This is a genomic window from Streptomyces sp. NPDC005863 (genome assembly GCF_042871345.1).
Lineage (GTDB): Bacteria > Actinomycetota > Actinomycetes > Streptomycetales > Streptomycetaceae > Streptomyces.
This window is the reverse complement of the sequence record NZ_JBIAII010000006.1, coordinates 431,777-444,780: the sequence shown is the minus strand read 5'-3', so window position 1 is coordinate 444,780 and position 13,004 is coordinate 431,777. Positions and strand designations below refer to the sequence as shown.

Genomic DNA, 13,004 nt, shown 5'->3' with positions numbered 1-13,004 from the left:
TGCCGGACCGGAGGCGCCACACTCCGCAAAAACCCGGGCGGCCCCGGTCACCGCCAACCTCTCCGGCCCCTCAGATCCACCCCAACCTCGCCGCCGCCGCAGCCGCCTCATGCCGATTCCGCGCCCCCGTCTTCGCAATCGCCCGCGACAAATAGTTGCGCACCGTACCCGGGGACAACGACACCGCCGCCGCAATCTCCGCCACCGTCGCCGACTGCCGCGCCACGCCCAGGACTTCGCACTCCCTCGGCGTAAGGGGACATCGCTCGGTGAGCAGCGCCCGTACGGAGAGCTCCGGGTCGAGTACCCGCTCTCCCGCCATGACCCGCCGGATCACGTCCCACAGCCCCGTCACCGACACCGTCTTCGTGACGAACGCGCACGTCCCCGCCGCCACCGCCCGACGCAGCTGCGCCACGTCCCCCGCCGTCGTCAGGACGATGCACCGCGCACACGGACAGCGTCTGCGCAGGGTCGCCACCGTCTCCAGGGCCTTCTCGGTCCGCTCCAGGTCCACCAGGACGACGTCCGGGGCGCACCGGACCGCCTCGCGGACCACGTCGGCCCCGCCCCCGGCGACCCCCGCGCCGCCGACCAGCCGCAGTCCCGGCTCCTGTTGCAGCAGGCGCGTAAAGGCCTTGCGGTCGAGCGTGTCGTCCTCCGTCACCAGCACGGTGATCTCACGGTGCCGGGTCCATACGACGTTGTCGGTCTCCACTCCGTGCCTCCCCCGTAAGACATCCGTCCAAGGCTGCCACGCCCTCCCGGCCATACGCCCCATGGGAATCCGGCCAAGGGCGGGCGTCCCAGCCACCCCAGGCCTTCACACGGGGCACAGTCCGGACGCGTCAGACCGCCCGGACTCCCCGCCGCCACACCCCGCTCACCAGCGGCACCCCCGGGCGGTAGGCCAGGTGGACGTGGCTCGGGGCGTTCAGGAGGGTCAGGTCGGCTCGGGCGCCCTCGCGGAGGACGCCGATGTCGTCCCGGCGCAGCGCCGCCGCGCCGCCCGCCGTCGCCGACCAGATCGCCTCGTCCGGCGTCATGCCCATGTCCCGTACCGCCAGGGCGATGCAGAACGGGACCGAGGAGGTGAAGGACGAGCCAGGGTTGCAGTCCGTGGAGAGGGCCACCGTCGCCCCCGCGTCCAGGAGGCGGCGGGCGTCCGGCCACTCGGCGCGGGTGGAGAACTCCGCCCCCGGCAGCAGCGTCGCCACCGTGTTGCCGCTCGCGAGCGCGTCGACGTCCGCGTCCGTGAGGTGCGTGCAGTGGTCCGCCGACGCGGCGTCCAGTTCCACGGCCAGCTGGACGCCGGGACCGTACGAGAGCTGGTTCGCGTGGATGCGGGGGTGCAGCCCCTTCGCCTTGCCCGCGGTCAGGATCGCGCGGGCCTGGTCGCCGTCGAACGCGCCCTTCTCGCAGAAGACGTCGATCCAGCGGGCGTGCGGGGCGCAGGCCTCCAGCATCTCGCCGGTGACGAGGTCGACGTACGCCGCCGGGTCGTCCGCGTAGTCCGGGGAGACGATGTGCGCGCCGAGGAACGTGACCTCCTCCGTGTGGCGGGCCGCGATGCGCAGGGCGCGGGACTCGTCCTGCGTCGACAGGCCGTAGCCCGACTTCGTCTCGAAGGTGGTCGTGCCCTGGCGCAGGGCCTCCGCCAGGTAGTGGGTGAGGTTCGCCTCCAACTCCGCGTCCGTGGCCGCGCGGGTCGCCGCCACGGTCGTACGGATGCCGCCCGCGGAGTAGGCGCGGCCCGACATGCGGGCGTTGAACTCCTGGGTGCGGTCGCCCGCGAAGACCAGGTGGGAGTGGGAGTCGACGAAGCCGGGGATGACGGCGTGGCCCGCCGCGTCGTGGGTCTCGTCCGCCGCGGGCGCCTTGGCGGCGGGGCCCACCCAGGCGACCTTCTCGCCGTCCAGGACGACGGCCGCGTCCGTCAGGAGGCCGAGGGGGCCGCCGTCGCCCCGGGCGGGGTCGTTGGTGACGAGGCTCGCGATGTTCGTGATCAGGGTGGTGGTCATGGGGTCCGGGTCCTCTGAGAGTGCGGGTGGGTGGGGGCGGACGGTGTGCCTCCGGCGGTTCTCTCCCCGATCCCGCCCCTTCCCGAAATCACCGGCTCCGCCGGCCACGTGGCTCGGGAGATCACCGGCTCCGCCGTGTTCGTCCTCAAGCGCCGGACGGGCTGACATCTCTCCGGCTCGGGCACGGGCACGGGCTCGGGCTCGGGCTCGGGCTCGGGCACGATCAGGCAAAGCGTCAGTCTCGCAGCGCCGCCACCGCCTCCCCCAGCGCGGACGCCACGTCGGGCACCAGCACGTGCGCCCCGTCCCGTACGACATGACGGCCCCCGACCACCGTGTCGCGGACGTCCGCCGCCGTCGCCGCGAACACCGCTGTCTCGGCGGCGAGGCGCGGCACCGGGCCCGCCGTGCGGACCGAGTCCAGGGCGATGGTCGTCAGGTCCGCGAGCGCGCCCGGCTCGATCGTGCCCGCGTCCGGCCAGCCCAGGGCCGCGTGGCCGTCGGACGTCGCCGCGCGCAGCAGCGCCGCCGCCGTCCAGTGGCCTCGCGTGTGCGAGCGGAGGCGTTCGTTCAGCTCCATCGCCCGCGCCTCTTCGAGGATGTCGATCACCGCGTGGCTGTCGCTGCCCAGGGAGAGCGGGCTGCCGGCGCGCTGCAGGCGGACCGCGGGGCCGATGCCGTCCGCCAGGTCGCGTTCCGTCGTCGGGCACATGCACGTACCCGTGGCGGAGTCGCCGAGGAGCGCGATGTCCTCGTCCGTGAGGTGGGTGTTGTGGACGCCCGTCGTGCGCGCGCCGAGCACGCCGTGGTCCGCGAGCAGCCGCGTCGGCGTGCGGCCGTGGACCGCCTGGCACGCCTCGTTCTCCGCCGTCTGCTCGGAGAGGTGGACGTGGAGGGGGGCCCGGCGGGCCGCCGCCCACTCCGCCACCGTGCCCAACTGCCGTGCGGGGACCGCCCGTACGGAGTGGATCGCCGCGCCGATCCGGGCGTGCGCGCGGTCCTTGAGGGAGGAGACGCGCTCCGCCCAGCCCTCCGTCGTACCGTCGGAGAAGCGGAGCTGGTGGCGGTCGGGCGCCTTGCCGCGCTCCGCGTCGAGCAGGCCCGACGCCACGTACGCCGTGTCCAGGAGGGTGATGCGCACGCCCGCGTCCGCCGCCGCCTGGATCAGCGCCTCGCCCATCGCGTTGGGGTCGGCGTACGGCGTGCCGCCCGGCGCGTGGTGCAGGTAGTGGAACTCGCCGACCGTGGTGATGCCGGCCAGCGCCATCTCCGCGTACACCGCCCGCGCCAGCGCGTGGTACGTCTCGGGGGTGAGGCGGTCCGCCACCGAGTACATGACCTCGCGCCACGTCCAGAACGTGCCGGAGCCCACCTGGACGGTGGAGCGCAGCGCGCGGTGGAAGGCGTGCGAGTGGGCGTTGGCCAGGCCCGGGAGCGTCAGGCCGCGCAGGACCGTCGCGCCGGGCGGGGGCGTCTCCACCTCCGTGCGGACGGCCGTGATCCGGTCGCCCACCACGTCGACCGCGACCCCCGGCTCGACGTACGTGTCGAGCCAGGCGTGCTCCAGCCAGTAGGTCCCCGTCGAGCTCTCCGTCGTCACCTGCACGCCAGCCCTTCCAGTACGTCGGCCAGTGCGGTCACCCCGGCCAGGCAGTCGTCCTCGGCGGCGTACTCGGCCGGGGAGTGCGAGACACCCGTGGGGTTCCGTACGAACAGCATGGCGGTCGGGATCGACCCGGACAAAATACCCGCGTCGTGTCCGGCGCCCGTGCCGAGGACGGGGAGCGGGCGTTCCGCGCGGGCGCCGAGGATCCGGCCCAGCTCGTCGCGGAGGGCGTCCTCGAAGTCGATGACCGGCGTGAAGGACTCCCGGACCACGTCGAGGTCGACGCCGTGCCGGTCCGCGTACTCGCGGGCCGCCTTCTCGATGCCGGTGACGACCGTGTCGAGGGTGGCCTGGTCGGCCGCCCGCGAGTCCAGCCAGCCGCGGACCAGGGACGGGATCGCGTTGACGCCGTTCGGCTCGACGGAGATCTTGCCGAACGTGGCGACGGCGCCCGCGAGTTCGGCCTCGCGGCGGGCGGCGAGGACGGTCTCCGCGTACGACAGCATCGGGTCGCGGCGGTCCACGAGCCGGGTGGTGCCCGCGTGGTTGGCCTCGCCCCGGAAGTCGAATCGCCAGCGGCCGTGCGGCCAGATGGCGGACGCGATGCCGACGGGGTCGCCGGTGAGGTCGAGCGCGCGGCCCTGCTCGACGTGCAGCTCCACGAACGCGCCGATGCGGGCGAGCCGTTCGGGATCGGGGCCGATGCCGTACGGGTCGTGGCCGGCCGCCTCCATCGCCTGCGGCAGGCTCACGCCGTCGCCGTCGCGCAGCTTGTGCGCGGCCTCGACGGTGAGCTGTCCCGCGGTGAGCCGGGAGCCGACGCAGGCCAGGCCGAAGCGGGCGCCCTCCTCGTCGCCGAAGTTGGTGACGGCGATCGGCCGACTGAACTCGACGCCGCGGGCGCGGAGTTCGTCGAGGGCCGCGAAGGAGGTGACGACGCCGAGCGGTCCGTCGAAGGCGCCGCCGTCGGGGACGGAGTCCAGGTGGGAGCCGGTGACGACGGCGTCCCCCTGGCTCGGGTCGCCGTGCCAGGCCCACTGGTTGCCGTTGCGGTCCAGCTCGTAGGTGAGGCCGCGGGCGTCGGCCTGCGCCTTGAACCAGGCGCGGCAGTCTGCGTCGGCGCCGGTCCAGGCGTAGCGCCGGTAGCCGCGGGTGCCGCTGTCCCGTCCGATGGGTTCCAGGTCCCGCCACATGTCCAGGAACGACGGGGGCCGCGCGTCGCTCACGCGCCCTCACCCTCCCGCATGGGAACCCGTACACCCTTGTCGTCCGCCACGGACTCCGCGATGTCGTATCCCGCGTCGACGTGCCGGATGACGCCCATGCCGGGGTCGTTGGTGAGGACGCGCCGGATCTTCTCGCCGGCGAGCGGCGTGCCGTCGGCGACCGAGACCTGGCCGGCGTGGATGGAGCGGCCCATGCCGACGCCGCCGCCGTGGTGCAGGGAGACCCAGCTGGCGCCGGAGGCGACGTTGACCATGGCGTTGAGCAGCGGCCAGTCGGCGATCGCGTCGGAACCGTCGAGCATGGCCTCCGTCTCGCGGTACGGGGAGGCCACGGAGCCGCAGTCCAAGTGGTCGCGGCCGATGGCCAGCGGGGCCTGGAGCTCGCCGGAGGCCACCATGTCGTTGAAGCGCTCCCCCGCCTTGTCGCGCTCGCCGTAGCCGAGCCAGCAGATGCGGGCGGGCAGGCCCTGGAAGTGGACGCGCTCGCCGGCCATCTTGATCCAGCGGTGCAGCGACTCGTTCTCCGGGAAGAGTTCGAGCAGCGCCTTGTCCGTCTTGTGGATGTCGGACGCCTCACCGGAGAGCGCCGCCCAGCGGAACGGGCCCTTGCCCTCGCAGAAGAGCGGGCGGATGTACGCGGGCACGAAGCCGGGGAAGTCGAACGCCCGCCCGTAACCGGCGAGTTGGGCCTCGCCGCGGATCGAGTTGCCGTAGTCGAAGACCTCGGCGCCGGCGTCCATGAAGCCGACCATGGCCTCGACGTGCCGGGCCATGGACTCCCGGGCGCGGGTGGTGAAGCCCGCCGGATCCTTCGCCGCGTACGTCTGCATGTCGTCGAAGTCGACGCCGACGGGGAGGTAGGCGAGCGGGTCGTGGGCGGAGGTCTGGTCCGTCACGATGTCGATCGGGGCGCCCTCGGCGAGCATCTGCGGGAGCAGGTCGGCGGCGTTGCCGAGCAAGCCGATGGAGAGCGGGCGGCGGGCGTCCCTGGCCTCGACGGCGAGCTGGAGCGCGTGGGCCAGGTTGTCGGCCTTCACGTCCAGGTACTTGTGCTCGATGCGTCGCTCGATGGCGCGCGGGTCGACGTCGATGCAGATCGCGACGCCGTCGTTCATGGTGACGGCGAGCGGCTGGGCGCCGCCCATGCCGCCGAGCCCCGCGGTGAGGGTGATGGTCCCGGCGAGCGTGCCGCCGACCCCTTTGCCCATTGAATGCAGCTTGGCGGCGACGGCGGCGAACGTCTCGTACGTGCCCTGGAGGATGCCCTGCGTGCCGATGTAGATCCACGAACCGGCCGTCATCTGCCCGTACATGGTGAGGCCGAGCTGCTCCAGGCGGCGGAACTCCTCCCAGTTCGCCCAGTCGCCGACCAGGTTGGAGTTGGCGATCAGGACGCGCGGGGCCCACTCGTGGGTCTGCATGACGCCGACGGGGCGGCCGGACTGGACGAGCATCGTCTCGTCCTGCTTGAGGGTGCGCAGGGTGCGGACCATCGCGTCGAAGGAGCGCCAGTCGCGGGCCGCCTTGCCGGTGCCGCCGTAGACGACGAGCTTGTCGGGGTGCTCGGCGACCTCGGGGTCGAGGTTGTTCTGCAGCATCCGCAGGGCGGCTTCCTGCTGCCATCCCAGGGCGCTCAGTTCGGTGCCGCGCGGCGCACGTACGGGGCGGGGTCCTGACATGGCGGTGCCTCCTCGGAACTGTGACCTTGTTATTCACATCCTGGGGTCCTGAATAGAGCTAGTCAATAGCGAACGGATGCGCGAGTACGGCAGCGGGGGCGTGCGGCGGGTGATTGGCTGGATCAATGGGCACCACCGAAGAACCTCGAGCGCCGCGCGCGGCAGAACCCCATACGCCTCGCGAGGCAGGCCCCCGTACACCGGACGTCGTGGAGCCGCCGACCGAGGTGCTCGCCCGGGCGGCCGACCGGAGCGCCGCCGCCCGCACCGACGCCGCCGCCCGCCGCGACCAGGCCGTCCGTGCCGCCGTCGAACAGGGCGTCGTCGGCCCCGCCGCACCCGTCGTGGGCCTGCTCGACGTCGTCGGGATCCGGGCGAGCGCCGCCGCCCTGCACGCCGCCTTCGAAGCCGTGACCCCGCCGGGCACGCCTGTCCTGCACGCCTTCGCGGTGAAGGCGGCCCCGCTCGTCCCGGTCCTTCGGCTGCTGCGGTCGGCCGGCATCGGCGCGGAGGTGGCGAGCCCCGGGGAGCTGGCCCTGGCGCGGGCCGCCGGGGTGCCACCCACCCGGACCGTCCTGGACTCGCCCGCCAAGACCCCCGCCGAACTGCGCGAGGCGCTGGCGCTCGGCGTCGCCGTGAACGCGGACAACCCGCAGGAGCTCGACCGCATCGACGCGATGACCCGCTCGGCGGTGACCGGCTCGCCCCTCGGCATCCGCGTCAACCCGCAGATCGGCGGCGGGGCGATCGGCGCGCTGTCGACGGCGACGCCCACGTCCAAGTTCGGGGTGCCGCTGCGGGACGAGGACGCCAGGCAGTGGGTGGTCCGGGCCTTCCTCGACCGCCCGTGGCTGACCCGCCTGCACGCGCACTCCGGGTCGCAGGGGATGCCCCTGGAGATGATGGTGCGGGGCGTCGCGGCGACGTACGAACTGGCCGAGGAGATCAACGAACGCGTCGGGCGGCGCCAGGTCGACACCATCGACATCGGCGGCGGCCTGCCGGTCAACTTCGGCTCGGAGGAGGAGACCCCGACCCACGCGCAGTACGCGCGGCGCCTCAAGGCGCGGGTGCCGGGGCTGCTCGACGGGCGGTACGGCCTGGTCACGGAGTTCGGCCGCTCGCTCCTCGCCAAGCACGGCACGATCCTCGCGCGCGTGGAGTACGCGAAGCGGGCGGGCGGCAGGTTGATCGCCGTGACGCACGCGGGCGTGCAGGTGGCGACCCGGACCGTGTACATGCCGGCGTCGTGGCCGCTGCGGATCGGGGCGTACGACGGAAAGGGGCGCCCCAAGGGTGGGGCGGCCGTCGGCCAGGACATCGCGGGGCCCGCGTGTTTCGCGGGCGACCTGCTCGCCGAGAACAGGCCGCTGCCGCTGCTGGAGGCGGGGGATTATGTGACGGCGCTGGACACGGGGGCGTACTACTTCGCACACCACTACTCGTACAACAGCCTTGGCAGGCCCGGGGTTTACGGGTTCGCGGAGCGGGGGGACGGGGTGCGGTTCGCCGTGGTACGGGAGGTGCAGACGCGGGAGGAGATCGTACGGGAGGCGGGCGGCGGCCCGGAACGGGACGGTTTGCGCCAGCTGTAACCCTGTTCCCACGCCGACGTCCACGGTGGCCCGGCGCCCGTCCGGTGCGGGGTCATCAGGATCGTTTCAAACCGCGGGGCGGTGGGGGCTGGTCGCGCAGTTCCCCGCGCCCCTGAACGGCACCTGCGGCTCGCTACCCGTTCAGTGCGGGGTTGTCCGGGGTTCCTAGGGGCGCGGGGAACTGCGCGATCAGCCACACACCACCCGCACCCATCCACGCACCCGCCCCACCCACCCCCGAAATCCTCTGAGGTTGCTCAAATCGCGCATGGGCGCGCACGCACCGGGCAGACCCACCCACCAGGACGTGTTCCCGGCCCCAGGGAAGGCTGGCCCCACGTGACCGAACCCCGCACCGCCCCATCGCCCGCCGAACACACACTGCACCGCGCCATCGGCCCCAAGCTGCTGATCCTCTTCGTGATCGGCGACATCCTCGGCACCGGCATCTACGCCACCACCGGCAAGGTGGCCGGCAAGGTCGGCGGTGCGTTGTGGGTGCCGTTCGCCATCGGGTTCGTCGTCGCCGTCCTCACGGCCGCCTCGTACGTCGAACTCGTCGGCAAGTACCCGAAGGCCGCCGGCGCCGCGCTCTACACGCAGAAGGCGTTCAAGACGCCGTTCCTCACCTTCATCATCGCCTTCATGGTGATGTGCTCCGGACTCTCCTCGGCGAGCGCCGCGGCCCGCGCCTTCAGCGGGGACTACCTCGGCGAGCTCACCGGCGACGCGCTGCCGCCGACCCTCGTCGCCATCACCTTCATCCTGCTGCTCGCCGCGCTGAACCTGCGCGGCGTGTCGGAGTCGGTGAAGGCGAACGTCGTCCTCACCCTCGTGGAGCTGACCGGCCTGGTCATCATCCTCGCGATCGGCGCGTACGCGGTCCTGACGGGCGACGGCGAACCGTCCCGCCTCACGGAGTTCGAGACCGGCGACGGCACCGGATTCGCCCTGATGACCGGCGTCCTCGGGGCGACAGCCCTCGGCTTCTTCGCCTTCGTCGGCTTCGAGGACTCCGTCAACATGGCCGAGGAGACCAAGGACCCCGTCCGTACCTTCCCGCGCGCCATCTTCATCGGCGTCGCGGTGACCGGCACGATCTACGTCCTGGTGGCGCTGGTCTCGTCCCTCCTGGTCGACAGCAAGACCCTGGAGGGGTCCAGCGGCCCGCTGCTCGAAGTCGTCAAGGCGGGCGGCGTCGACTTCCCGCACAAACTCTTCGCGCTGATCGCCCTGTTCGCGGTCACCAACTCCGCGCTGATCAACATCATGATGGCCTCGCGGCTCTGCTACGGCATGGCCAACGAACGCATCCTGCCGCGCGCCATGGGCCGCGTCCTGCCCCGCCGCCGCACGCCGATCGTCGGCATCGTCTTCGTCTCGCTGCTCGCCATCGGCCTGGTGTCGACCGGCGAGATCGAGGGCCTCGGCGACACGACGGCGTTCCTGCTCCTGTGCGTGTTCGCGGTGGTCAACGTGGCCGTCCTGGTGCTGCGTCGCGACCCCGTCGAGCACCGGCACTTCCGCGCGCCGACCGTCGTACCCGTACTCGGCGCGATCACCGCCCTGATCCTCGCGAGCCCGCTCGCCGACCGCCCCGCCGAGGTCTACGTACGGGCCGGCGTCCTGGTCGCGATCGGCGTCGGCCTGTGGGTGGTCAACCAGGTGGTGCTCCGGGCCAAGGGCGAGGAGTAGTGGCCAGGGGCGAGGAGTACCCCTGCCCCGCGTAACCCCTGCCCCGCCCCCTGGCGGGCCCGGCCCTCACGCCGGGCCCGCCAGGGAACGGGCGATACGGAACTGGCGCTCCGCCTCCGCCGGGTCGCCCGCCGCCGCGTACGTGCGGCCGAGCCTGCGGCGGACCTCCATCTCCAGGGGGCGACTGGTGTGCTCGGTGAGCGTGGCCAGGGCCTCCCGCTGGAGGGTGATGGCCGAGGGCAGGTCTCCGCGGCCGTGTTCCGCGGCGCCCAGCAACGACAGGCTCGTCGCACGCAGTTGGAGGTCGCCGACTTCCTGGGCCAGCTCCGCCGCGCGCCGCGCCAGGTCCTTGACCTCGGTGTGCCGGCCGAGCGCCAGGTGGGCCTCCGCGGTGAAGCAGAGGGTCTTGCTGATCATCCGGGGGCGGCCGATCTTCTCGGCGAAGGTGAGCGAGGTGGCGTAGTACGTGAGCGCCTTCTCGTGCCGGCCCTCCTGGTCGTGCAGCGCGCCGAGCTGGCAGCTCGACATCCCGGCCAGCCAGTCGTCGTCGAGCCGGGAGGCGAGGCCCATGACCTCGCTCAGGTGGGCGGCCGCCTCCGGAAGGCGGCCCAGCGCGCGCTCGGCGGCGCCCATGACGGCGATGGCCCGTGCCTGCTCGCGCAGGTCGCCCCGGGGGCGGGCGATGCTCAGCGCGTCCGCGCACCAGGCGTACGCCTGCCGGAAGCGGCCCTGGTAGATGTCCGCGATGGCCAGGCAGTTGCGCAGGGAGGACGGCATCCGCCGGTCCTCGGCCAGGTCGGCGCCGGGCAGCGCGAGCTCCAGGGCGGAGCGGCACTCGTGGAAGCGGCCCTGCCGGACCAGCGGGTCGACCAGGGACTCGGCGATCCAGCAGGCGTCGTCGCGCCGCCCGGCGGCCGCCGCGAAGGCGACCACGTCGAGGAGTTGGCCGCCCGCGGCCTCCAGCCACGCGTCGGCCTCGCGCCAGTCCGCGAAGGGGGCGTCGGAGACGTCGGGCCCGGTCGGATACCCCTCGGGGCCCCAGTCGCTGGCGATGCGCCCGGCGGCCGTGTAGAGGTGCAGGACGGCGGCGCGGTCCGCCGCGGCCTCCTCCGGTGCGGTGGCGGCGAGGCGGCGCGTGTGGTCGCGTACGAGGTCGTGCAGCCGGTAGCGGCCGGGCCGCGGCTGCTGCAACAGGCTCGCGTCGACCAGCCGCTCCAGGAGGTCCTCGGCGTCGTACTGCGAGCCGCCCAGCATGGCGGCGGGCGTGAGCCCGTCGAACTCCGCGGTCGGCGCCTGCCCCAACGCACGGAAACCGCGCCGCAGTTCGGGGGCGAGCAGGTCGTACGACATCCGGAAGGCGGCCTCCACGCTGCGGTCCTCCGCACGGAGCTCGCCCAGCCTGCGTTCGTCGCCCGACATCCGGCCGACCAGATGGGCGACCGTCCAGGACGGCCGGTTCTGCAGCCGGGCCCCGGCGATCCGCAGCGCCAGCGGGAGGCCGCCGCACCGGCGGGCGAGCTCCTCGGCGGCCTCCGGTTCCCGTCCGGCGCGCGTCTCGCCGAGGAGGCGCGAGAGCAGGGCGACCGCGTCGCCGGTGTCCAGCGGTTCCACGGTGACCCTGCGGTCGGCGTCGAGGCCGGGCAGGCGCTGGCGGCCGGCCACGAGGACGCGGCTGCCGGGGCCGGCGGGCAGCAGGGGGCGTACTTGTTCCGCGCTGCGGGCGTCGTCCACGACGAGCAGCAGCCGCAAGGAGCTGGTGGCGGCGCGCCAGGCGGTAAGCAACTCGTCCATCTCGTCGGGGAGTTCACCGTCGGCGCCGTTGACGGCGCGGAGCAGCTGGTGCAGGGCGCGCTGCGGGCGCAGACTCTCGTGCGGGGCGCCGTGCGTGTGCAGGTCCACGAACAGGCAGCCGTCCGGGTACTGGTCGTGCAGCGTCCAGGCGGCACGGACCAGGAGCGCGGTCTTGCCGACGCCCGCGGTGCCGTCGACGGCGGCCACGGCGACGGAGTCCGCGGGCACCGGCGCGGTGAGCAGGGCGAGTTCCGGCTCCCGGCCGACGAGCCAGGCGGTGTCGCCGGGGAGTTCGTTGCGGCGGGGGCGCGAGGGGGCGGTCGCTTCCGGGGGTGGGGTTCCCGTGGCGGCGGGGGTGGTGCGTTCGGCGCGGGGTGGCGGGGCGGTGCCGAGCAGCGCCGGATCGTCCCGGCGCAGTACGGCCTGGTGCACCCGGCGCAGTTCGTCGCCGGGTTCCACGCCCAGCTCGTCGCGGAGCCGGTCCCGGGTCTCCCGGTAGGCGGCGAGCGCTTCGGCCTGGCGGCCGCCGCCGTACAGGGCGCGCATGCGCAGGGCGGCGAGCGGTTCGTCGTACGGCTGCGCCATGGGCGCGGCCAGCAGCTCGTCCAGGGCCTCCGCGTACCGGCCGAGGAGGACCAGGCACTCCACCCGCTCCTGGTGCAGGGTGCGGCGCTGCCGGGCGAGGCGTTGTCGCTCGGCGTCGGCGAGCGGTCCGGGCAGGCCGGCGAGCGGCTCCCCGCGGAACAGGTGCAGGGCGCGGGTGCAGCGGTCGAGGGCGGCGGCGAGGTCACCCGCGGCTCTCGCCCGGCGTACGGCGTCGCCGTGCTGGGTCAACTCCCCTATGTCCGTGCGGGTTTCGCCGGGTACGAAACGGTAACCGCCGCGCTCACCGCGGATGACGGAGGCGGTGGGTCCGGCGCCGGGGGCGTCCAGCGCCTTGCGCAGGGGGTAGACGTAACTGGGCAGGACGCGGCGGCCGGTGCCGGGTGGTTCGAGTCCCCATACGTCGTCGAGGAGTTGCTGCTGGGTGACGAGGGTCTCCGCGCGCAGGACAAGGGCGGCGAGGACCGCCTGCCGGCGCACGGGCCCGAGGTCGAGCGGGACGTCGCCGCGGTGGGCGGTGACGGGGCCGAGCAGGGCGAGCCGCGGCGGTCCTTCGGCGGCCCCGGCGACTGCGGGGCCCTCGCCACCCTCCGTGCCGGGCCTGCCCCGTGTACCCGCTCTCTTGGTTCCCACTGCGAACTCCCCCATGGTCTACGCACCGTTTCCCGCTTCAGCAGAATTTCATCGGCATTGCAGTGTCTCGCGAGAGGGTTCGGCGCGTCGTGTCCGGTCCCGGGCGATCTCCGTTCCGGCCCGCTCCGGGACGGGTTCCCGCCGGTCCCGAGGGT

The 13,004-nt window shown here is 73.6% G+C and carries 8 protein-coding genes; 2 read left to right on the top strand and 6 right to left on the bottom strand.

All coding sequences use genetic code 11. The annotated features are described in order from the left end of the window. Nucleotides 1-70 precede the first annotated feature (70 nt). From ACFYO9_RS23455 to hutU, 5 genes are all read right to left on the bottom strand, one after another. Nucleotides 71-718, bottom strand: a complete 648-nt coding sequence (locus tag ACFYO9_RS23455) for a response regulator transcription factor (protein ID WP_358711535.1) — start codon at nucleotides 716-718, stop codon at nucleotides 71-73. Between the two features lie 130 nt (nucleotides 719-848). Continuing rightward, nucleotides 849-2,021, bottom strand: a complete 1,173-nt coding sequence (gene hutI / locus ACFYO9_RS23450) for an imidazolonepropionase (RefSeq protein ID WP_358776220.1) — start codon at nucleotides 2,019-2,021, stop codon at nucleotides 849-851. A 235-nt stretch (nucleotides 2,022-2,256) separates the two neighbouring features. Continuing rightward, complete coding sequence (locus tag ACFYO9_RS23445; RefSeq protein ID WP_358776324.1) at nucleotides 2,257-3,621, bottom strand: formimidoylglutamate deiminase; 1,365 nt, start codon at nucleotides 3,619-3,621, stop codon at nucleotides 2,257-2,259. Further along, entirely contained in the window at nucleotides 3,618-4,820 is a 1,203-nt protein-coding gene (locus tag ACFYO9_RS23440; RefSeq protein WP_358776326.1) for an allantoate amidohydrolase, read from the bottom strand. Before ACFYO9_RS23440 ends, ACFYO9_RS23445 begins: the two co-directional genes overlap by 4 nt. A gap of 29 nt (nucleotides 4,821-4,849) precedes the next feature. Beyond that, nucleotides 4,850-6,532 (bottom strand): urocanate hydratase, encoded by a 1,683-nt coding sequence (hutU, locus tag ACFYO9_RS23435; protein WP_358776222.1) that lies wholly within the window; start codon nucleotides 6,530-6,532, stop codon nucleotides 4,850-4,852. A gap of 227 nt (nucleotides 6,533-6,759) precedes the next feature. Here hutU and ACFYO9_RS23430 point away from each other — a divergent pair, with 227 nt between their 5' ends. Both ACFYO9_RS23430 and ACFYO9_RS23425 read left to right on the top strand, forming a co-directional pair. Then, the gene (locus ACFYO9_RS23430) at nucleotides 6,760-8,127 is read left to right on the top strand and encodes a diaminopimelate decarboxylase (RefSeq protein WP_358711551.1); all 1,368 of its coding nucleotides are present in this window, start codon (nucleotides 6,760-6,762) and stop codon (nucleotides 8,125-8,127) included. Nucleotides 8,128-8,466: 339 nt separating this feature from the next. Further along, nucleotides 8,467-9,822, top strand: a complete 1,356-nt coding sequence (locus ACFYO9_RS23425; protein WP_358776223.1) for an APC family permease — start codon at nucleotides 8,467-8,469, stop codon at nucleotides 9,820-9,822. A gap of 66 nt (nucleotides 9,823-9,888) precedes the next feature. Here ACFYO9_RS23425 and ACFYO9_RS23420 read toward each other — a convergent pair whose 3' ends face one another. Then, a complete protein-coding gene (locus ACFYO9_RS23420; RefSeq protein ID WP_358776225.1) occupies nucleotides 9,889-12,849 on the bottom strand; it encodes a BTAD domain-containing putative transcriptional regulator in 2,961 nt (986 codons plus the stop codon). Between the last annotated feature and the right edge of the window lie 155 nt (nucleotides 12,850-13,004).